Genomic DNA, 21,804 nt, shown 5'->3' on the forward strand with positions numbered 1-21,804 from the left:
CGGCTGATTGTCAGCACGTTCAGGTCAGTATGTTTTGTCTGAAAGCGTTATTTTAAGCCTATAGGCAGATTATAAGCATAGAAGCCTTTAAGCATAGAGGCTCAGCCAAAACACACTTCCCGCAAAGATGGAGAAAACCCCGCAATGTCAGTACTTGGTCGCATCCATTCGTTTGAATCCTGTGGTACCGTCGATGGCCCGGGCATTCGTTTTATCATTTTCTTCCAGGGCTGCCTGCTGCGTTGCCTTTACTGCCACAATCGCGATACTTGGGATTTGCACGCCGGACGCGAAATTTCCGTTGAAGAGATCATGAAAGAGGTAGTGACCTACCGGCATTTTATGAATGCCTCCGGCGGCGGCGTCACCGCGTCCGGCGGTGAGGCGATTTTACAGGCCGAATTCGTTCGCGACTGGTTTCGTGCCTGCCATGCCGAGGGCATCAATACCTGCCTTGACACCAACGGCTACGTGCGGCGTTATGACGAGGTGATTGATCAACTGCTGGATGTGACCGACCTGGTGATGCTCGATATCAAGGAAATGAACGATGATATCCATCAGAACCTGGTGGGTGTATCCAACCACCGCGTACTGGATTTCGCCCGCTATCTGCAAAAAATCAACAAGCGCACCTGGCTGCGGTATGTAGTGGTGCCGGGTTGGTCCGATGACGATAAATCGGTACATATGCTGGGTGAATTCACCAAGGATATGGCCAATATCGAAAAAATCGAATTGCTTCCCTACCATGAGCTGGGTAAACATAAATGGATAGCCATGGGTGAAGAATACAAGCTCGAAGGGGTAAACCCCCCGACCACGGAAAACATGGAGCACGTAAAAGCTATTTTGGCCGGTTACGGCCATAAAGTGATGTATTAATTTATGCCCCCCTGTCCGTTATAATAACTTATTTCCCAAACCATTCCTCCGTTCACCCTGCCGGGACCTGTTTCGGCGGGGCTGGTGTCCCGCCTGGGACGGTCCCTTTCCCCCTCGCCTATTGTCAACCCTATTGTCAGCAAACATCCCCTTTATTACATGTTTACTTACCAAACTGACCTATTTTTTCCAGAGAACTTTTTAGTGATGACGTATTATGATGGCTTTGGCAAATGATATGATCGCTAACTTATGAAAGCAGCAGAAATTAAAACCGCGCACTGGCGGGAAGTGTGGCAGTTGATAAAGCCCTTTTGGCGTTCCGAGGAAAAGTGGCGGGCCTGGGGAATGCTGGCGGTGATCGTTTTCCTCTCATTAACCACGGTGTATATCAGCGTTCTCTTTAACCAATGGAATCGGGTATTTTACGATGCGTTGCAGAATAAAAATTTCCCGGTGTTTAAAAGCCAGCTGGTCTATTTTACCTGGCTGGCGCTGATATTCATCGTTATCTCCATCTATAAAATCTACCTGACCCAGGGCCTGCAAATGTACTGGCGGCGCTGGATGACCCGGCAATATATGGATAAGTGGTTACAACACCACGTTTATTATCATACCGAGCAGCAACAGACCGTAGATAACCCCGATCAGCGTATTGCTGAAGATCTTAACGCGCTCACCAGCGGCACGCTGTCGCTGTCGCTGGGTTTGCTCTCAAGCGTCGTGACGTTTGTCTCGTTCATTTCCATTCTCTGGTCGGTGAGCGGTCCCATATCCGTTACCCTGAGCGGGCATCTTTTTACCATACCCGGTTATATGGTGTGGTTTGCCATATTATATGCCGGACTGGGATCGTTATTGATTTGGAAGGTGGGCAGGCCGCTGGTGCGTTTGGGTTTTGAACAGGAAAGATATGAGGCGAATTTTCGTTTTGGCCTGATCCGTATCCGTGAAAATAATGACGCCATTGCGCTTTACCAGGGTGAGCCGCGGGAAGCCAAGCAATTGGATGGCCGGTTTGAATCCATTCGGGCCAATTGGTGGTCCATTATGCGGGTTAGCCGGCGACTGAATGTGGCCAGTAATTTTTACGGCCAGTTTGCCATTATCTTCCCAATTCTGGTGGCGGCACCTCGTTATTTTTCGGGCGCCATCCAGCTCGGCACCCTGATGCAAATCTCTTCGGCGTTCGGCGAGATTCAAGGGGCGTTGTCCTGGTTTATCGATGCCTTTAATCAGTTGGCCAGTTGGAAAGCCTGCATTAACCGGCTGGCGGGATTTAATGCCGCGGTGGAACGTCACAGCAGCCAGAATACCGACATCGTGCGTCAGCCCACTGACGGCGATGCGTTGGTATTGTCGGATTTGACGCTCACCATCCCCACCGGTCGGGCGCTGTTCCATGGGGCGACCCAGTCCATTGCGCCGGGTGAGAAGGTGTTGATAGTCGGTCCGTCCGGCTGCGGTAAATCCACGCTGCTGCGCGCCATTGCCGGTATTTGGCCCTATGGCTCGGGGGGTATCGGGTTGCAAACCGGCATGAAAGTACTGTTTTTACCCCAGCGCAGTTATATCCCTATCGGCAGTTTGCAGGGGGCGTTGTGTTATCCGGAAGCGCCGGATCATTTCACCCGGGAGCAGATGCTCCTGATGCTGGATGAGTGCCATCTGACCCATTTGCAGCCCATGTTGGACAAAGAACTTAACTGGAGTCATTGGTTATCCCCCGGCGAGCAGCAGAGGCTGGCATTTGCCCGGGCGCTGTTGATTAAGCCGGATATTCTGTTTCTGGATGAGGCCACCAGCGCGCTGGACGATGAGAACGAGCAGTTGATGTATCGGCTGCTGACGGAGACCCTGCCGGACGTGACGTTGGTAAGCGTGGCCCATCGCAACAGCGTTGCCCGCTATCATACCCGCTGCTGGCGTTTCGAACGTCAGAGTGAAGAGGACTGTGCGGTGCTCAATCTCAGTCAGTTGCCGGCTGCATAGCGCCAGCGCTTAACCGTGCCATGTGGCGACTCGGGCAGACATAAAAACACGCCCGCTTTGACCACACTGGCGCGCTCTATCTTTAACACGTTCGTTGCATAATCGGTGATCGCGGGCCTAGCGTGCCATGTGGCGCTCCGGCGGGGCGGAAAAACCACGCCCGCTTCGACCACATTGGCGCGCTCTCCCTTTAACACGCCTGGTTTAAGCTTCAGTGATAGCGGGCCTAGCGTGCCATGTGGTTCTCCGGCGGGTGGACAAACCACGCCCGCTTAGACCACATTGGCACGCTCTCCCCTAACAGGCCCGATTCACGCCAGGGTGATAGCGGCCGAGGCCGTGGGGTGTTTTTGTGGATGTCAGGCGGTGGTGACCGGGGTATGATGCCTATTCGCTTTGCGCAGCAGCATCACCAGATATAACAGGGCCACCGCCGCGATGATCACAAACAGCCATTGGTCCGAGTAGCGTTGCATCAGCATGGCGGTCATGCTTGGGCCCACCAGGCTGCCGATGGTGTAGCTTAGCAGCAGGGCCTGGTTCATCGCCACCAGTTCATGGTTGGGCACCTTCTCGCAGGCCCAGGACATGGCCACCGGATAAAGGGTGAACCCCGAACAACCCAGCAGGAACAGCGCCGGAACCATGGCGGCGTCGTTCAGCATCCATAGGCTGCCGATAATCACCATGAAGACCTGTACCCGCAGTATCATTAAACGCCCGAAGCGGTCCGCCAACCGGCCCACCGGCCATTGCCCCACGATACCCGCGCTCACCAGCAGCGCCATCCAGTAACCGACCTTGCCGTCGCTGAATCCCTGGTGCGACAGGTAGAGCGGCATCAGGCCGTAAAGCGATCCCAGCACCACGCCCGAGATGATGCAGCCGTTGATACCCAGTCGGGCATTGCGACGCAGCAACATCGGCCAGACGGGAACTCTGGGGGCATCGGTGCCCTGGCCGTCAATGCGATTGAACAGCAGCGGCAGCACCGCCACAATCATCAGCGTGGTCACCCAGGGCAGTACCGCCATTAACGCGGTGGATACGCCGCTCAGTAACAGCTGGCCGATAACCGTGCCCATGTAATAAACCATCATATAGGCGGCCAGCAGCTGTCCGCGGGTGTGTATCGTACCGCGCCGCATCAGGGCGCTTTCCACCACCACCCACACCAGGGCGCAGGCGATGCCGGCCACAAACCGGCATAACAGCCAACTGCCGAAATCTATGGTTAAACCCAGCCCAAGGGTAGCGACGGCAAACAGCACGCAGGAGAAATGATAGCTGCGATTGAAGCCAACCCGTTTGATCAGCGCCCCGGCCAGCAGGGTTCCCACCAGGTTACCGGTGAAATAGGACGACCCCACCAGCCCGATTTGCCAGGTAGGCAGCGACTCATGGGACAGCCACAGAGGAACCAACGTATTGAGCACCGCAATGGAAACGGTCAACGACAACAGCCCGGTAAGCAGCATCACCACCGGGCGGGAATAGACGGACATAGGATAAAAACCGGACTCAAAATGCAGAAATTACGCGCATCATGCCACCAGGGCGTTAAAAGTCAATCGGGCTGAATTTACGTCAGCATTTTTTGCAATCTTTCAGCTTAGAGGTTCGCTGTGCTTAAGAACATAAGAAATGAGATTGCGATGATATGCCCGTCATACTTCGAGTTGCAGGTGCGTTGGCTTTCCTGCAACTCGAATTAGTTTAGGTATACGTTTCGCGGATGGAGGAAGGCGCGCGGAAGAATAGGGGAAACGCCTGGTAAAGACTTAACGCAGCCTATAAGCCGGAAAACGGCCATCATCCTTGATGACCGATGACCGATGGCTGCTGACCGATAGCTGGCGTTCAGACTTCAACCGATATGAGTCAGGCCTTTCATATAGGGCACCAGCACCGCCGGAATTTCGATACGGCCGTCCGCAAGCTGATAGTTCTCCATGACCGCCACCAGGGTACGCCCCACAGCCAGGCCGGAGCCATTGAGGGTGTGGACCAGGCGCGGTTTTTTATCCTCTTTGCCGCGATAGCGGGCCTGCATGCGGCGGGCCTGAAAATCACCGATATTGGAGCAGGAGGAAATTTCCCGGTAGGTATTCTGCGCCGGCAGCCACACCTCCAGATCGTAGGTCTTGCAGGACGCGAAACCCATATCGCCGGTACACAGCAGAATTTTACGGTACGGCAGGTTCAGCAGTTGCAGGACTTTCTCCGCATGGCCGGTCAGTTCTTCCAGCGCCTGCATGGAATTTTCAGGTTTCACCACCTGCACCATCTCAACTTTATCGAATTGGTGCATGCGTATGAGACCGCGAGTGTCACGACCGTAGGAACCCGCCTCTGAGCGAAAACACGGGGTATGGGCGGTCATCTTGAGCGGCAGGACGTCTTCGTCGAGAATTTCATCCCGCACCAGATTGGTCAGAGGCACTTCCGCCGTGGGAATCAATGCGTAGGCACTGGTGTCGGCTTCTTCGCTAAGGGGCTGGGTATGGAATAAATCTCCGGCGAATTTCGGTAACTGGCTGGTGCCGTACAGGGAGGCGTGGTTCACCAGATAAGGCACGTAGGTTTCCAGATAGCCGTGCTGCTCGGTATGCAGATCGAGCATGAACTGCGACAGCGCCCGGTGCAGATGGGCAATTTGTCCTTTCATGACCACAAAACGCGTGCCGGTCAATTTCACCGCGGCGGCAAAATCCAGCCCGTCGGACATTTCCCCCAGCGCCACATGATCGCGCACCGGGAAATCATACTGCCTGGGTTCACCCCAGCGGCTGATTTCCAGGTTATCATTTTCGTCTTTGCCAAAGGGCACAACATCGTCGGGGATGTTGGGTATGGACAGCGCCATGTCGCGGATATTGTTTTGCAACGTATCCAGTTCGGCTTTAGCGGCATCCAGGCGTTCGCCCAGCAGGTTGACTTCCTGACGCAAGGGCTCGATATCTTCTCCACGGGCTTTCGCCGCGCCGATCGATTTGGATCGGGAGTTGCGTTCGGCCTGCAGCGTTTCGGTTTCTACCTGCAACACCTTACGGCGTTCTTCATATTTACGCAGAGTATCGACATCCAGCTTGAAACTTCTGCGAGCCAGTTTCTCGGCAACCGCGTCCAGCTCATTACGCAGTAGATTAGGATCGAGCATGCTAGTCCTGTGCTTGTTGTTGTTAAATTGACAGCAGTCAAAGTGATAGTTGTCAAATTCATATCAGATTGATGTTTAACACTTCCGGCAGCCGTTTTGGGCTGTCGCGGTAACCCATTTATTCCCGCTCACCTTACCGCAACAGGCTGTTTATCGGTAGCGTTTTGTTGGGCTATTTTGATCCTGCGCGTCAAGCCAGGCAAGCTTTTCAGCAATTTTCGCCTCCAGTCCGCGAGTGCTGGGATGATAATAGCGCGTGGCGGCCATTTCCGGCGGAAAGTAGTTCTCTCCGGCGGCATAAGCGTTGGGTTCGTCATGGGCGTATCGGTATTCAGCGCCCAGCCCCATCTCTTTCATCAGTTTGGTGGGCGCGTTGCGCAAATGCGCCGGCACGTCGAAATCGGTATTCTCCCGCGCATCCTGCATGGCGGCCTTAAAGGCGGTATATACCGCATTGCTCTTCGGCGCGCAGGCCAGATAAACGATGGCCTGGGCTATGGCCCGTTCGCCTTCCGCCGGGCCGACCCGGGTGAAGCAATCCCAGGCGGCAAGGGCTACCTGCATACCGCGGGGATCGGCGTTACCCACGTCTTCGGACGCGATGGCCAGCAGACGGCGCGCCACGTACAAAGGATCGCCACCGGCGGTAATGATGCGCGCATACCAATAGAGCGCCGCATCCGGAGCCGAGCCGCGCACGGATTTATGCAGCGCGGAGATCAAATCGTAATAGCGATCGCCTTTGTTATCAAAGCGAGCGCTTCGTTCGCCGGAAACTTCCTTTAGCAACGCCGGCGTTAATACCCGATTGCCCTGGGCATCGATTTCGGCCATATCGGCCATCATTTCCAGGCTGTTCAATGCCCTCCGGGCATCGCCATTAACCCACTCAGCCAGCAAATGCCGGGTCTCATCCGGTAAAACGATATCCTGGCCGCCATAACCCCGCGCGGGATCCGTCATGGCCTGGTTCAGCACAAGTTCGATATCGTCGGCGGTGAGGGCCTTGAGCAGATAGACCTTGGCACGGGACAACAACGCGGAATTCAATTCGAACGAAGGATTTTCGGTGGTGGCGCCGATAAAAGTGATGGTGCCCTCTTCCACATGGGGCAGGAAGGCATCCTGCTGGCTTTTATTAAAACGGTGCACTTCGTCCACAAACAGGATGGTACGCCGTCCGGCATCGCGGTTCAGGCGGGCTCGCTCAATGGCCTCGCGAATTTCCTTGATGCCGGACGTGACCGCCGAAACGCGCTCCACATCGGCGTTGCCGTAACGGCCGATGAGTTCCGCCAGCGTGGTTTTACCGGTGCCCGGCGGCCCCCAGAGGATCATGGAATGCAATTGCCCGTTCTTGATGGCTCTCGGCAACGGCTTGCCCGGCGCCAGCAGGTGCTGCTGACCGACATACTCCTCCAGGGTGGCGGGACGCATCCGCGCGGCCAGTGGCTGGAATTCGTTGCGAGAAAAATCAAGAGACAGATTGCTCATGCTCACCTCACTGACGCTGATCGTCCACCGTCACGCCTTTGGGGGGTGTGAATCGAAATTTAGCGGTGTCTATCTGGCCGTTTATCTGGCTTTTAAGCTGATAGGCGCTGCGCTGCCCGTCCTGTTCGACGGCGGTAAAGCTGTTAATGGTGCCGCCGGGATTCACATTGATGGTGAACTGCTTCAAATTGCCGGCAGCGGATTTCGGCGTAAGCTCAAACTGATCGCCACGCTGTTTAACATTGTATTGGCGCCAGTCGTCCGGGCTGTTGCGCGTTATCAGCATAAACGGGGTATTGCCGGTGCTGTTTTTAAGCCAGGTGGCGGTCACCTGCTCGACAAACGGGTTATAGAACCATAAGGTTTTGCCGTCGGAAATCAGTACGCTCTCATCCGGCGAGGTCATATGCCAGTTAAACAAATTAGGGCGTTTAACCCAAAGTTCGCCTTCTCCTTGCTGTACCGCCCCGCCTTCGGCGCTGGTGACGGTTTGGGTAAAGCTGGCATGGAAGCTGTTGACCTGATTCAGGCGACTTTGCAATGACTGGGCATCGTCGGCCAATGCCGGCAGGGAAACAATGGCGCTCAACAGACAGGCGGCAAACAACCGTATTTTCATTATAAATATCCCTTAAAAAAAGAAAGGCGTGACAGGGGCTTCTCAACCCCTCCCGCCTGATACCCTTAACTCTATCGGAGAAACGATGGGAGGACATAGGATAATCCTCTGAAAGTGTCCCCGTTTACGCATCTTTGCTTTGGGGCCGGCAAATACCGTTATTCCCCTGACGGCGGCGCCAGGACTTCGCGGTTGCCGTTATGGCCCGGTGAGCTGACGATACCCTGTAATTCCATTTGTTCAATAATCCGGGCGGCGCGGTTATAGCCGATACGGAACTGGCGCTGCACGCCGGAAATCGAGGCCCGGCGTTTATCCACCACGAACTCCACCGCCTGATCGAACAGCGGATCCAGCTCTTCGTCACCGTCCAGACCACCGGGGCCGGCTTCACCCTCTTCCCCGGCGCTGGTGATACTGTCGATATACTGCGGACGACCGCGCGCTTTCCAGTCGCTGACCACCGCATGCACTTCCTGGTCGCGCACAAATGCGCCATGGACACGCACCGGAATGGATGAATTAGGCGCCATATACAACATATCCCCCATGCCCAGCAACGACTCCGCCCCTGACTGATCGAGAATGGTGCGCGAATCGATTTTACTGGAAACGGTAAACGCAATGCGGGTGGGGATATTGGCTTTTATCAATCCGGTAATCACATCCACAGAGGGGCGCTGGGTGGCCAATACCAAATGAATACCGGCAGCCCGGGCCTTTTGCGCCAGACGGGCAATCAGCTCTTCCACTTTTTTGCCCACCGCCATCATCAGATCGGCGAACTCATCCACCAGCACCACGATATAAGGCAGTTTTTCCAACATCGGCGGCGACATCGCCATACCGTCGCCGGGTTTCCAGAACGGATCCGGTACCGGCCTGCCCATCGCCACCGCCTGCTCGATGCGCTCGTTATAGCCGGCCAGGTTACGTACCCCTAGCGCCGACATGAGTTTGTAGCGGCGCTCCATCTCGCCGACACACCACCGCAACGCATTGGCGGCGTCTTTCATGTCGGTGACCACTTCGGTCAGCAGGTGCGGTATACCTTCATAAACCGACAGCTCCAGCATTTTCGGGTCAATCATGATAAAGCGCACCTCTTCCGGCGTCGCTTTGTACAGCATGCTGAGGATCATGGCGTTGATCCCCACCGATTTACCCGAGCCGGTGGTGCCGGCTACCAGCAAATGCGGCATTTTCGCCAAATCGGCAATCACCGGCTGACCGGCGATATCCTTGCCCAGCACGATGGCCAGTGGGGACGCCGTTTCGCGGAACTTGTCACAGTCCAGCACTTCACGCAAATACACCGTCTGACGGCGTTTATTCGGTAATTCCAAGCCGACATACGGCTTGCCGGGAATGACTTCCACCACCCGCACCGCCACCGCGGACAGCGAGCGCGCCAAATCCCGCGACAAATTGGATATCCGCGCCGCTTTCACCCCGGGGGCCAGATCCAGCTCAAAACGGGTAATTACCGGCCCGGGTGATATGCCCACCACATCGGCTTTCACTCGATAATCCGCCAGCCTCGCCTCTACCAGCCGCGCGGTCTGCTCCAGCGCGAACATGTCCACCGGTTCATCCTCCAGCGGCGGCGAGGTCAGTAAATCCAGCGTCGGCAGCGGCGTGGTGGGTTTTTGCACCGGCTGCTCATTGCGCATCAGGAACGGATGGATCAGGCTATCCATTGCCGTGGAAGGGGTCGAGGCGGACGGCGCGCCCGATATCTGCGACGCGGGAATTACCGCCATACCGTGAATTCCGTGCCCCTCCCGATGCTCCGCCGCCAATCCCGGGCCCTCTTCATCCGCGTGATGGGTATCCGGGACCTGGCCTTCGTGAAGATTTCCCGACGAGGCGGGTTGATCGGCATAGCGGGAAGGCAGCGTGAACAACGGCGCCGCGGGGGTATCGTCCGTCAAATCCGCTACGGGTGAAAAATTAAAGTCCTCGTGTCGATGGATATCGATGTCAGCCCGTGGGGACAACGGCGAGGCGGCCACCGGTTGGTCCGGCGGTCGCGAACCGGTTTGATCGACATAGCGCTGATCTTGCTGGCGCTGAAATTCGGCGGCTAGGCGCTGCTGCTCCCATTCGGCCTCTTCATCCGCATCGGTACCGGGATTGCCGTAGCGCTGGACCTGTTGCTCCCTAAATTCCTGATGCAATTCCACCTGCTGATGGGCCTGTTCACCTTCGGACAGTACCGGCTGGGAATCGGCGACATCGCCGTGGGTCTGATCATGGGCGTGATTAGCGACCCGGTGCGACGGCAATTTGATGCCGTATGACGCCAGTTCGCGACGCGTCGGGATCCGTACGCGATTAGGACGCGGCAGCTCAGGGCCAATACCTTGCTTGACCTGCGGATTATCGTCGCCGATAGCGCTGAAGGCGGGCATAAAGGTCAGCGCAGCACTGTGATCCACCGACGAGGCGCCCTCGCCGCTCAATTGCCCGCTGCTTTGCTGTCCGACGCTGAAATCATAGGGGGTATGATGAGTGCCGTCCTGGCTGGCGGCCAGCCAGTTGCCCATCCGCGGACCGTCATCCTCTTCCTCCGGGGCATTGTCGGACGACGTGGCGGACTGCCCGCCGGGGAGCTCGAAGCGGTATTGCGGCACGGCTTCCGACACAGCCGTCACCGGTGCCGGAACGGCGGCGGCATTAACATCCGGCGTAAGACGCGCGGCGTTCATCGGGTCAGCTTGCGCCATAGCCGCCTGTGCCGCCACGGGAGCGGCATGGGCGTCCGGTATCCGAAGCGCGGCATCCGCCGAATCAGCCTGCGCGCCAGCCGCCGGTATTCCGGCGAGACCCGCGTCTGAAACTGGTCCGGCCACCCGATCGGCCACCGCCGCGGTCGCGGCATCGTCCGTCAGGCCGGGCGCGGAGAAAAGCGGATCGATGGCGTTTTCTTTATTAGCCGTGAGATCGTCGGCCACCGTGACGGAATTTTCGCCCGCCTCATCCTCTTCCTCGTAGTCGTCGTCATAATACTCTTCATCGCGACGGGAACGATTAGACATAAAGGTCAGGCAACCCAACATGACGCCGCCGATTTTTTCAGCGATGGTCAGCCAGGACCAGCCGGTGAACAAGGTCAGGCCCGCGGCCCAGACGCACAACAGCGTCAGCGTGGCGCCGATGCCGTTGAACCAGGGGGACATGGCATTGTCCAGCAGGCTGCCGATCACCCCGCCCGAGGCGAAGTAGTAGAGATCGTCCACATTGAGGGCCGCCAGGCCGCAGGAGGTCAATATCAGCGCCAGGGTGCCGATGAGGCGCAGCGCCAGGGCAAAATAATCCACATAGTCCTCAACCTCACGTTGACGGAAAGAGTTCCAGCAGAAAATCAGCATAATCGGCGGCAGCGCGTACCCCAGGACGCCGAAGGTGAAAAACAGCGTATCGGCAAACCATGCGCCGACGCCGCCCCCCAGGTTATGGATGGGTCCGTGCCAAGCCGTTTGCGACCAACTGGGATCGGAAGGATCGAAGCTGACCAGGGAAATCATCAAATAGAGGGCAAAAATAGCCATGACGATGAGAACGGCCTCGAGTAACCGGCGGCCGCTGCTCATTTTTTTTAACGTAACATCTTTATCTTCTGTATATTCCTGGCTCAAGAAAGGCTCTCCAGGTTTCTTTCAACCGACATAACGACAGCGCCGACATGTCGCCCGGCGCTGAGACTGTATGAATCCACAGGAGTGTAACCTTAAAAGACGGATTTTGCACCTGTGATGTTCCTTAACGCGTTTTAATGACCAATCTGTTGCTTTGTTTCACTTCTTCCATGACCACGTAGGTTCGGGTGTCGTTCACCCCCGGCAAACGCAGCAACGTTTCACCCAACAGCTTACGGTACGCCGACATATCGGGTACCCGGGTTTTCAGTAAATAGTCGAAATCCCCGGATACCAGATGGCATTCCTGAATTTCTTCCAGCTTTTGCACAGCGGTATTGAATTGCTCAAACACATCGGGCGCGCCCCGGTTAAGGGTTATCTCGACGAAAACCAGTAAAGACGCATCCAGATAATGCGGATTAAGCAACGCGGTGTAACCCTGAATGAAACCTTGGCGCTCAAGACGACGCACCCGTTCCAGACAAGGAGTCGGTGATAGTCCTACCCGTTTCGAAAGTTCGACGTTCGAGATCCGCCCATCCTTTTGCAATTCGTTAAGGATGTTGCGATCGATACGGTCGAGATCTTTTCCCGGACGTTTTTTATTGTCTACCATTATTATTGTCTCTCTTCATTCCTTCCCTGCACTTGCCATACCCCTGCCGACTTCAATGTTTCAGGGTTTGCTTTAAGACCTGCTGTCTGTTTTATTCTAAGGTCTGCCATTTCAGCTGCCGCCTACGCTGCATGTCCACACCGCGACAGCGGCAGAAGAGAATTCTGCCTGGAAGAAATTTACCGGTTGAACCTGCGGGCTTTTGACGGCTCCGCAGACCATCCCAATGACGATTAACCCAATCGACACCAATCGAATAATTTCTTCTTACCCTGATGTTTTCGCAAAAGCACAGCGGATTGTCAAAGTAAAACAACAAAAATCAGAACAACATGCCGATAAAATCGGGTGTAGGACCCTTGGCAGGGGATAAAAAAGCTTAATTTACCCGATCATGCCCTGATGGAGCATTAAAACGCCGTATTCATAGAGCATAACAATGATAATAATCGTTAATGGCTTTTTGCATTCTTTTCTTATTCTGGTAATTTTCTTACAATCGGATAGCTAAAATCAGTGCGGCTAAAATGAGGAAACCATGTCAACGGTGAAACACAGTAAATTACTTATCCTGGGATCGGGTCCTGCGGGTTATACCGCTGCGGTTTACGCCGCGCGGGCCAACCTTAATCCTGTTCTTATCACCGGTATGGAGCAAGGCGGTCAATTGACCACTACCACCGAGGTGGAAAACTGGCCGGGGGATCCGGAAGGACTGACCGGCCCCTTGTTGATGGAACGCATGTACGCCCACGCAGCCAAGTTTAATACCGAAATCGTCTTCGACCATATCAGCCAGGTGGAGCTGAACGATCGGCCGTTTCGCCTGACCGGCGACAATGGCGTTTATACCTGTGATGCCTTGATTATCGCCACCGGCGCCTCCGCGCGCTATCTGGGTCTGCCGTCGGAAGAGGCGTTCAAGGGTAAAGGCGTGTCGGCCTGCGCCACGTGCGACGGTTTTTTCTACCGCAACCAGAAAGTGGCGGTGGTGGGTGGCGGCAACACCGCGGTGGAGGAAGCGCTTTATTTGTCCAATATCGCCGCCGAAGTCCATTTAATCCATCGTCGCGATACGTTCCGTTCAGAAAAAATCCTGATCGATCGGCTCATGGAGAAGGTTAAAAACGGCAATATTATTTTGCACACCGACCGGACGCTGGATGAAGTGGTGGGAGATGAGAGCGGGGTGACCGGCGTGCGCCTGAAGAATGTCCTTCGCGGCGATATCGACACTCTCGAGGTGGCAGGGGTATTTATCGCCATCGGCCATAGCCCCAATACCGCGATTTTGGGCAACCAGCTGGCTTTGGAGAACGGTTATATCCGCGTGCAATCGGGTATTCACGGCAATGCGACCCAGACCAGCATCCCCGGCGTGTTTGCCGCCGGCGATGTGATGGATCATATTTACCGTCAGGCCATCACCTCCGCCGGTACCGGCTGTATGGCGGCCCTGGACGCCGAGCGCTACCTGGACGGCCTGGCGGCGGTCAACGATCGTTAACAACAGCTCCCGCCAACGTTTCGGCGGGAGTGCACACCGGCACTGCCCATCTTAATTATCGCTTCTTATTTTCTCCTTCCCGCCAACCGGGTAATATGTCGTCTCGCCGGGATAGACTAGGGTTATCCCGGCCTTTCGTATCCCTCAGCGGGATTGTTGCCTTGAACGCATACCACAGCGGCTGAAATCGTTTTCCAATGAATAAAACCCGACAATATGTGCTGGTCCGTTGGCTCAAATCACAAAGTGCGCTGGTGAAGCGCTGGCTCCGTCTCTCGCTGCTGCTGGGTCTGTTCAGTGGAGTGGTTATCGTCGCCCAGGCCTGGGTGCTGGCTCATCTGTTGCAGGCGCTGATTATCGACCATCAGCCGCGCGGCGAGCTGCTAAACGAATTTATCGCATTAGCCGGGCTATTTCTGTTACGGGCGGCCATCGGCCTGCTGCGTGAACGCGCCGGTTTCATCGCCGGCCGGATCCTGCGCCGGGAAATACGCCGCCAGGTGCTGGATCGCCTGGAACAATTGGGGCCGGCCTGGATACAGGGCAAGCCCGCCGGCAGTTGGAGCAGTCTGCTGCTGGAGCAAATCGAGGATATGCAGGACTATTATGCCCGCTATCTGCCGCAGATGTACCTGGCCGGACTGGTGCCGCTGCTGATATTGGCCGTGCTGTTCCCCATTAACTGGACGGCTGCGCTGATCCTGTTTTGCACCGCGCCGTTGATCCCGCTGTTTATGGCCCTGGTGGGCATGGGCGCCGCCGACGCCAATCGCCGCAATTTCCTGGCGCTGACGCGGCTGAGCGGTTATTTCCTCGACCGCCTGCGGGGATTGGACACACTGAGGCTGTTCGACCGGGCGCAGGCGGAAACGGCGCATATCAGCCGTGCCAGCGACGATTTCCGCCTGCGAACCATGGAAGTGCTGCGTCTGGCTTTCCTCTCCTCCGGCGTGCTGGAGTTTTTCGCCTCTATCTCCATCGCGGTGGTGGCGGTTTATTTCGGTTTCTCCTACCTGGGTGAATTGCACTTCGGCAGCTATGGCGCGGGCGTTACGCTGTTCGCCGGTTTCCTGGTGCTGATCCTGGCGCCGGAATTTTTCCAGCCGCTGCGCGACCTGGGCACGTTTTATCATGCCAAGGCGCAGGCGGTGGGCGCGGCGGAATCCCTGGTGAGCTTTTTGGAGGCCGACACCCGTTTCTTGGGCGGCGGCGAACTGGAGCCGGATCCCGGCCCGGTCGCCCTGATCGCGCAGCAGCTGATTATCCTGGCGCCGGACGGAACCCGGTTGGCCGGTCCGTTGGATTTTACCCTTGAAGCCGGCCGGCGGGTCGCCATTGTCGGGGAAAGCGGCGCCGGTAAAAGCTCCTTGCTGAACGTCTTGCTGGGATTCCTCCCCTATGAGGGCTCTCTATGCCTTAACGGCCATGAATTACGGGATATTTCCCCCCAGTATTGGCGCCGGCAAATCGGCTGGATAAGTCAAAGTCCCTTTTTGCCCGCCGACAGCGTGCGGGATAACATTTTGCTCGGCAAACCCGATGCGAGCGGCGAAGAGCTGGATCGGGCGGTGGACAGCGCTTATGTGCGGGAATTTCTGGCGCTGCTGCCCCGGGGAATTGACAGCCCGGTGGGGGAAAACGCCGGGCAGTTGTCCGTCGGACAGGCGCAGCGGGTTGCCCTGGCGCGGGCTTTGCTGCGCACGCCTGCGCTGTTGCTGCTGGACGAACCCACCGCCAGCCTGGATGCCCACAGCGAAGGATTGGTGATGCAGGCGCTGGATCACGCGTCCCGCCGGCAAACCACGGTACTGGTAACCCATCAACTGTCGGATATCCGCGAGTTCGATGCCATCTGGGTCATGGGCAACGGCCAAATCCTTCAGCAGGGGCACTACAGCGGGTTAGCGACCCAACCCGGTCCGTTTGCCAGCCTGCTGTCCCATCGCCTCGGAGAGTGCTGATTATGCGCGTATTACTGCCCTTTTTAGCCCTCTACCGTCGTCACGGCGGCCGCATCGCCCTGGGGATGCTGCTGGCGATTGTGACCCTGTTGGCCAGTATCGGCCTGCTGAGCCTCTCGGGCTGGTTCCTGGCCGGTTCGGCCCTGGCCGGGGTGGCGGGATTATATACCTTTAATTATATGCTGCCGGCGGCGGGCGTTCGCGGCGCGGCAATCACCCGCACCGCGGGACGCTGGGCGGAGCGGGTGGTGAGCCATGACGCCACCTTCCGCGTGCTGCAGCAGTTGCGAATCGACATATTCATAAAAATCCTGCCGCTTTCACCCGGCGTGATTGCCGGTTTCCGCCAGGCCGAATTGCTCAACCGGCTGGTGGCGGACGTGGATACCCTCGATCACCTGTATCTGCGGGTATTATCGCCGCTGCTGAGCGCGCTGGTGGTAATCCTGGCGGTCACCTTCGGTTTATGCTGGCTGGACGTCAGGCTGGCGCTGACGCTGGGCGCCATGATGCTGGCGTTATTGGTTTTGTTCCCTCCGCTGTTCTATCATGCCGGTAAAACCATCGGCCGGGATTTAACCCGCCTGCGCGCCGCTTACCGGCTGCATCTGGTTGCCTGGCTGCAAGGCAACGCCGAGCTCATCGTCTATGGGGCCGCCGGGGAATATCGGCGGCAATTGGATGAGACGGAGCGGCTTTGGCAGCGGCAGCAGCAGCGGCAGGCCTTACTGGCCGCCCTGTCCCAGGCTCTGCTCATCCTGATTACCGGACTGGCGGTCACCTTGCTGCTGTGGCTGGCGGCGGCCGGCATCGACGGTGCATGGATTGCACTGGTGGTTTTTACCACCCTGGCGGCCTTTGAAGCCCTCGGGCCGGTCGCCGGCGCGTTCCAGCACCTTGGTCAGGTGATGGCGTCCGCCGTCCGCGTTACCGATATCATCCGTCGCGAGCCGGCGGTGACTTTCCCCACCTCCGGACCGCAGCCCGCGGACAGCGCCGCCCTGACGGCGGACAATATTCTCTTTACCTATCCCGGACAAAAGCAACCGGCCCTTGCCGGCCTGTCGCTGCGCATCAATCCGGGTGAGCATGTGGCCATCCTCGGCCATACCGGCAGCGGCAAATCCACCCTGGTGCAAATGCTGACCCGCGCCTGGGATCCGGATGCCGGCGAGATCCGGCTGAACGGGCAAGGGCTCCGGCAGTGGAGCGAACCGGCCCTGCGGTCCATGATGGCGGTGGTCCCGCAGCGGGTGCATGTGTTCAGCGCCACCCTGCGTGATAATCTGCTGCTGGGCGCCCCGGCGGCGGACGATACCCGATTGCGGAACATGCTGACACACATGGGCCTGGAAAAATTACTGGCGCAAGAGGGTTTGGATGCCTGGCTGGGGGAAGGCGGACGCCAATTGTCCGGTGGAGAGCAACGCCGTCTCGGCATTGCCCGCGCGTTGCTCCATGATGCGCCGCTGCTGCTGCTGGATGAACCCACGGAAGGACTTGACGCCGCCACCGAGCGGCATATTCTGGCATTGTTGCAGCAGCTGGGACGGCAAAAAACGCTGATTCTCATCACTCACCGCCTGCAGGGCCTGGAGCTGATGGACAGGATTTATGTTATGAACCAGGGCAACTTCAGTGAACGAGGCACTCATACGGCATTAATGGAAAAGAGAGGCCGCTACTTCCATTATCATCACCCCGAGAAGGTCGATACCCAATAGCTTTCGAGTTGCAGCAAGGCGGCAAGCCCACTAACCCCAGGAGCTTAGATAACCAAGTGACTGGGGTGAGAGGGCGCGGCCAACACAGCTGCAACTTGAAAGATGAAGGGTATAATCGTATCAATGGCGCTGCAAACAGTTGCCCGGTTAGCCCGCGCTATCCGGCATAGGCGAATATGACGGGAAGTATTATGCGATTATACCGGCTGTCTCCCAATTCTTTACAGTTCCCCGCCCCGACATCGGCGCTGCATGAACCCAACGGGCTGCTGGCGTTTGGCGGCGACTTATCCCCGGAACGGTTGCTCATCGCCTATCAACAGGGGATTTTTCCCTGGTATTCCCCGGGGGACGTCATTTTATGGTGGTCGCCGGACCCGCGCGCCGTGCTGTTTCCCGAAGAGTTCCATGCCAGCCGGAGTCTCAAGCGCGTCATGCAACGCTGCCCCTATCGTATCACCCTGAATCACGCCTTTGGCGAGGTGATGGCGGCCTGTGCCGAGCGGGGCCTGGAAGGCACCTGGATCGGTCCGGAAGTCGAAATCGCCTATCAGCGTCTGCACGATCTCGGCCAGGCGCATTCCATCGAGATCTGGGAAGGCGATACCCTGGTGGGCGGCATGTACGGCGTCGCCCAGGGCGCGTTATTTTGCGGCGAATCCATGTTCAGCCGGCGGGATAATGCCTCGAAGATTGCCCTGCTGACTTTTTGCCGTTTCTTTAGGCAACAGGGCGGAAAACTGATAGACTGTCAGGTATTGAACTCACATACGGCCTCGTTAGGCGCCAGGGATATTCCCCGCCGCGACTATCTTGCCCTGCTGAGTCAGTTACAACCTTTAACGCTGGCACCCCATTGCTGGCAACCACAAACCCTCTCTGTCGTCACCTTAAACAGTGAACCGGATTCCGGTGAATGACGCGTTGTTCTTCATCACTTCTTTACATAATGAGGGTTTTTCGGCATTATCTTGCCGGTTAAAAACTATGGTATTCAAACCTAGAGGATTCGATGGCCAAAGAAGACAATATTGAAATGCAAGGCACGGTACTGGATACATTGCCTAACACCATGTTCCGCGTGGAATTGGAAAACGGGCACGTGGTAACCGCACATATCTCCGGTAAAATGCGTAAAAATTACATCCGCATCCTGACGGGCGACAAAGTCACAGTTGAGCTGACCCCGTACGACCTGAGCAAAGGCCGCATTGTCTTCCGTAGCCGCTGATAGGCTTCCTTATCGCTGATATCCGCCATTAACGCGCGGGTATCCCGCCCAAGCAATTGCAACAAAATATAACACTCATACCGGCGCCCGCAAGCGGCCCGGTATGATGCTGTCTGCCCGCAAATCGATAAAGGCGGCCCAAACCCGCTCTCACGGAGGTTCAACCGAGCATGTTAAAGGGAGAGCGCGCCGATGTGGTCGAAGCGGGCGTGGTTTTTTCGCCCGCCGGAGTAGCCGTCGTTCAAGTCAACAACTTTGACGGGGTTTCGCCCGATATCTTTATTCTATGGCGGCCATTTATTCAGCGCTTCAAGCCCAAACGATGCCCGGTCAGGACAGGATGCCGGATCGTAAACACGCCGTGAATACGTCCATGTAGGCTCGATCCGCGCGATTATGACCCTCATCCCTGAGGGTCACCCTTCGGGCCAACGCCTGCCGGCATTGTTCCAATACGCTCCCGGCATATTGGTCCCTGGCGCGGACGGTTTACTCTTCCAGCACCCTGTCCCTCCCCATGAATTCCATGCACATTGGCCAAATCGAACCCGTGGCCGGCATGGCTTAATAGCGGGAGAGCCACATGGCACGCTAGGCCCGCTATATGCAATGCCTGATGATATTGGTTTTATGAAAAAAAAGGCGATGCCGACCGGCATCGCCTTTTTATCTTTCCCGCCAAATGGCGGCAGCTTAGTGAACCACGCCTTCCGTCTTGTGTTTTTGCGCACTCAGGAAATCGTATTTAAGCTCTTTTTTGTCTTTATCCAGCTCGACTTTCACCGACCCGCCGTCCACCAGGGTACCGAACAGCAGCTCGTTAGCCAGCGGTTTTTTCAGGTTTTCCTGCATCACCCTGGCCATCGGACGTGCGCCCATGGATTTGTCGTAGCCCTTGGCGGCCAGCCAGTCACGCGCTTCGTCGCTGACTTCCAGCGAAACGCCCTTGGCATCCAGTTGAGCCTGCAATTCAACGATGAATTTATCCACCACCAGTTGAATTATTTCAGGCGACAAATGGTTGAACCATATAACGTTATCCAAGCGGTTACGGAACTCCGGTGTAAAGATTTTTTTGATTTCGCCCATGGCGTCGGTACTGTTATCCTGCTGAATCATACCGATACTCTGGCGCTGGGTTTCCTGCACGCCGGCATTGGTGGTCATCACCAGGATCACATTGCGAAAGTCCGCCTTGCGCCCGTTGTTATCGGTTAACGTACCGTTGTCCATCACCTGCAGCAGCAGATTAAAGACATCCGGATGCGCCTTCTCGATTTCGTCCAGCAACAGCACCGCATGAGGATGCTTCAGCACCGCATCGGTTAACAGGCCGCCCTGATCGTAACCCACATATCCCGGAGGCGCGCCAATCAGCCGGCTGACCGTATGCCGCTCCATGTATTCCGACATATCGAAGCGCAGCAATTCGATGTCCAGCGCTTTCGCCAACTGCACCGTAACTTCGGTTTTACCCACCCCGGTAGGCCCGGCGAACAGGAACGAGCCCACCGGTTTATGATCCTGGCCCAACCCGGCCCGGCTCATTTTGATAGCTTCGGTCAAGGCATCGATGGCTTTATCCTGTCCGAATACCAGCATCTTGAGGCGATCCCCCAGGTTTCTCAGGACATCCCGATCGCTGGCGGAGACGGTCTTCTCAGGAATACGGGCAATCCGCGCCACCACCGACTCGATATCCGAAACATTGACGGTTTTTTTGCGTTTGCTTACCGGCATCAAACGGCTGCGTGCCCCCGCCTCATCAATCACGTCAATGGCCTTATCGGGCAAATGGCGATCGTTGATATATTTCACCGCCAGTTCCACCGCCGCTCGCACCGCTTTCGCGGTATAACGCACATCGTGGTGGGCTTCGTATTTGGTTTTCAGGCCGAACAGGATCTGAACCGTTTCTTCCACTGACGGCTCGGTAATATCAATTTTCTGGAAACGACGCGCCAGGGCGCGATCTTTTTCAAAAATATTGCTGAATTCCTGATAAGTGGTGGAACCCATCACCCTGATTTTGCCGCTGGAGAGCAGCGGCTTGATCAGGTTGGCCGCATCCACCTGTCCGCCGGACGCCGCGCCGGCACCGATGATGGTATGAATTTCATCGATGAACAAAATGCTGTTCTGATCCGATTCCAGCTGTTTGAGCAGGCCTTTAAAGCGTTTTTCAAAATCGCCGCGGTATTTGGTGCCGGCCAGCAGTGAACCGATATCCAGTGAATAGATGGTGCAATCGGCAATGACTTCAGGCACGTCACCTTGCACGATACGCCATGCCAAGCCTTCGGCAATGGCGGTTTTGCCCACACCTGACTCTCCCACCAACAGAGGATTATTTTTACGGCGGCGGCACAGTACCTGAATGGCGCGTTCCAGTTCGCGCTCCCGCCCAATCAGGGGATCGATACCGCCCACCCGGGCGAGTTGGTTGAGATTGGTAGTGAAGTTTTCCATACGATCCTCCCCGCCTGCCTGTTCTTCATTAACCGGATTTTCAGGACCGGGTGCCTGTGTCTCATCTTTGCGCGTACCGTGGGAAATGAAATTCACCACGTCAAGGCGGCTGACGTCGTGCTTACGCAGCAAATAGGCCGCTTGGGATTCCTGTTCGCTGAAGATGGCGACCAGGACATTGGCCCCTGACACCTCGCTGCGTCCGGAGGACTGCACATGGAATACCGCGCGCTGCAAGACACGCTGAAAACTCAGCGTGGGCTGCGTGTCACGCTCTTCATCACTGGTCGGTAAGGTCGGCGTGGTTTGTTCGATGAAAGCTTCGAGTTCCTGGCGTAGCGCCACCAGATCGACCGTGCAGGCCTCGAGCGCTTCTCGCGCTGAAGGGTTACTGAGCAACGCCAGCAATAAATGTTCCACGGTCATAAACTCATGCCGGTGCTCACGCGCTCTGGCGAAAGCCATATTTAAACTGAGTTCCAGTTCTTGATTGAGCATT

At 56.6% G+C, this 21,804-nt stretch carries 15 protein-coding genes; 8 read left to right on the plus strand and 7 right to left on the minus strand.

Annotation, left to right across the window (positions count from 1 at the left end; translation table 11 throughout):
* Window positions 1-144: 144 nt before the first annotated feature.
* Both pflA and HB631_RS14870 read left to right on the plus strand, forming a co-directional pair.
* Window positions 145-885 carry a pyruvate formate lyase 1-activating protein gene (gene pflA / locus HB631_RS14865; RefSeq protein ID WP_213991951.1) on the plus strand — a complete coding sequence of 247 codons (741 nt, stop codon included), beginning with the start codon at window positions 145-147 and terminating at the stop codon, window positions 883-885.
* 252 nt (window positions 886-1,137) lie between these two features.
* Window positions 1,138-2,880 (plus strand): ABC transporter ATP-binding protein/permease, encoded by a 1,743-nt coding sequence (locus HB631_RS14870; RefSeq protein ID WP_213991952.1) that lies wholly within the window; start codon window positions 1,138-1,140, stop codon window positions 2,878-2,880.
* Between the two features lie 359 nt (window positions 2,881-3,239).
* Here HB631_RS14870 and HB631_RS14875 read toward each other — a convergent pair whose 3' ends face one another.
* The 6 genes from HB631_RS14875 to lrp form a co-directional block, all read right to left on the minus strand.
* A complete protein-coding gene (locus HB631_RS14875; RefSeq protein ID WP_213991953.1) occupies window positions 3,240-4,385 on the minus strand; it encodes an MFS transporter in 1,146 nt (381 codons plus the stop codon).
* Window positions 4,386-4,747: 362 nt separating this feature from the next.
* Window positions 4,748-6,040: a serine--tRNA ligase gene (gene serS, locus HB631_RS14880; protein ID WP_213991954.1), complete on the minus strand. Its 1,293-nt coding sequence runs from the start codon at window positions 6,038-6,040 to the stop codon at window positions 4,748-4,750.
* Between the two features lie 150 nt (window positions 6,041-6,190).
* A complete protein-coding gene (locus tag HB631_RS14885) occupies window positions 6,191-7,534 on the minus strand; it encodes a replication-associated recombination protein A (RefSeq protein WP_213991955.1) in 1,344 nt (447 codons plus the stop codon).
* 7 nt (window positions 7,535-7,541) lie between these two features.
* Window positions 7,542-8,153: an outer membrane lipoprotein chaperone LolA gene (gene lolA, locus HB631_RS14890; protein ID WP_213991956.1), complete on the minus strand. Its 612-nt coding sequence runs from the start codon at window positions 8,151-8,153 to the stop codon at window positions 7,542-7,544.
* A gap of 158 nt (window positions 8,154-8,311) precedes the next feature.
* Window positions 8,312-11,794 carry a DNA translocase FtsK 4TM domain-containing protein gene (locus HB631_RS14895; protein WP_255557019.1) on the minus strand — a complete coding sequence of 1,161 codons (3,483 nt, stop codon included), beginning with the start codon at window positions 11,792-11,794 and terminating at the stop codon, window positions 8,312-8,314.
* A 124-nt stretch (window positions 11,795-11,918) separates the two neighbouring features.
* Complete coding sequence (gene lrp, locus HB631_RS14900; protein ID WP_005287608.1) at window positions 11,919-12,413, minus strand: leucine-responsive transcriptional regulator Lrp; 495 nt, start codon at window positions 12,411-12,413, stop codon at window positions 11,919-11,921.
* A 538-nt stretch (window positions 12,414-12,951) separates the two neighbouring features.
* Here lrp and trxB point away from each other — a divergent pair.
* From trxB to HB631_RS14930, 6 genes are all read left to right on the plus strand, one after another.
* The gene (gene trxB / locus HB631_RS14905) at window positions 12,952-13,920 is read left to right on the plus strand and encodes a thioredoxin-disulfide reductase (protein ID WP_213991957.1); all 969 of its coding nucleotides are present in this window, start codon (window positions 12,952-12,954) and stop codon (window positions 13,918-13,920) included.
* A 197-nt stretch (window positions 13,921-14,117) separates the two neighbouring features.
* Window positions 14,118-15,881, plus strand: coding sequence for a cysteine/glutathione ABC transporter permease/ATP-binding protein CydD (gene cydD, locus HB631_RS14910; protein ID WP_213991958.1), 1,764 nt, complete (start codon window positions 14,118-14,120; stop codon window positions 15,879-15,881).
* Window positions 15,882-15,883: 2 nt separating this feature from the next.
* Window positions 15,884-17,605, plus strand: a complete 1,722-nt coding sequence (gene cydC, locus HB631_RS14915; RefSeq protein WP_213991959.1) for a cysteine/glutathione ABC transporter ATP-binding protein/permease CydC — start codon at window positions 15,884-15,886, stop codon at window positions 17,603-17,605.
* A gap of 191 nt (window positions 17,606-17,796) precedes the next feature.
* Window positions 17,797-18,525, plus strand: coding sequence for a leucyl/phenylalanyl-tRNA--protein transferase (aat, locus tag HB631_RS14920; protein ID WP_213991960.1), 729 nt, complete (start codon window positions 17,797-17,799; stop codon window positions 18,523-18,525).
* A gap of 92 nt (window positions 18,526-18,617) precedes the next feature.
* Complete coding sequence (gene infA, locus HB631_RS14925) at window positions 18,618-18,836, plus strand: translation initiation factor IF-1 (RefSeq protein ID WP_002211347.1); 219 nt, start codon at window positions 18,618-18,620, stop codon at window positions 18,834-18,836.
* A gap of 170 nt (window positions 18,837-19,006) precedes the next feature.
* Window positions 19,007-19,201, plus strand: a complete 195-nt coding sequence (locus tag HB631_RS14930; RefSeq protein ID WP_213991961.1) for a hypothetical protein — start codon at window positions 19,007-19,009, stop codon at window positions 19,199-19,201.
* A gap of 328 nt (window positions 19,202-19,529) precedes the next feature.
* On the opposite strand, the gene clpA is transcribed toward HB631_RS14930, so the two are convergent.
* On the minus strand, window positions 19,530-21,803 hold the full coding sequence (gene clpA, locus HB631_RS14935; protein WP_213991962.1) for an ATP-dependent Clp protease ATP-binding subunit ClpA: 2,274 nt from the start codon (window positions 21,801-21,803) through the stop codon (window positions 19,530-19,532).
* Window position 21,804: the final 1 nt, after the last annotated feature.

Origin of the sequence: Sodalis sp. dw_96, from assembly GCF_018449575.1 — a bacterium.
Taxonomy (GTDB): Bacteria; Pseudomonadota; Gammaproteobacteria; order Enterobacterales; family Enterobacteriaceae; genus Acerihabitans.

Coding starts and splice junctions, on each gene's coding strand:
- pflA (WP_213991951.1), top strand. CDS start 145: ATGTCAGTACTTGGTCGCATCCATTCGTTTGAATCCTGTGGTACCGTC.
- HB631_RS14870 (WP_213991952.1), top strand. CDS start 1,138: ATGAAAGCAGCAGAAATTAAAACCGCGCACTGGCGGGAAGTGTGGCAG.
- HB631_RS14875 (WP_213991953.1), bottom strand. CDS start 4,385: ATGTCCGTCTATTCCCGCCCGGTGGTGATGCTGCTTACCGGGCTGTTG.
- serS (WP_213991954.1), bottom strand. CDS start 6,040: ATGCTCGATCCTAATCTACTGCGTAATGAGCTGGACGCGGTTGCCGAG.
- HB631_RS14885 (WP_213991955.1), bottom strand. CDS start 7,534: ATGAGCAATCTGTCTCTTGATTTTTCTCGCAACGAATTCCAGCCACTG.
- lolA (WP_213991956.1), bottom strand. CDS start 8,153: ATGAAAATACGGTTGTTTGCCGCCTGTCTGTTGAGCGCCATTGTTTCC.
- lrp (WP_005287608.1), bottom strand. CDS start 12,413: ATGGTAGACAATAAAAAACGTCCGGGAAAAGATCTCGACCGTATCGAT.
- trxB (WP_213991957.1), top strand. CDS start 12,952: ATGTCAACGGTGAAACACAGTAAATTACTTATCCTGGGATCGGGTCCT.
- cydD (WP_213991958.1), top strand. CDS start 14,118: ATGAATAAAACCCGACAATATGTGCTGGTCCGTTGGCTCAAATCACAA.
- cydC (WP_213991959.1), top strand. CDS start 15,884: ATGCGCGTATTACTGCCCTTTTTAGCCCTCTACCGTCGTCACGGCGGC.
- aat (WP_213991960.1), top strand. CDS start 17,797: ATGCGATTATACCGGCTGTCTCCCAATTCTTTACAGTTCCCCGCCCCG.
- infA (WP_002211347.1), top strand. CDS start 18,618: ATGGCCAAAGAAGACAATATTGAAATGCAAGGCACGGTACTGGATACA.
- HB631_RS14930 (WP_213991961.1), top strand. CDS start 19,007: ATGTTAAAGGGAGAGCGCGCCGATGTGGTCGAAGCGGGCGTGGTTTTT.
- clpA (WP_213991962.1), bottom strand. CDS start 21,803: ATGCTCAATCAAGAACTGGAACTCAGTTTAAATATGGCTTTCGCCAGA.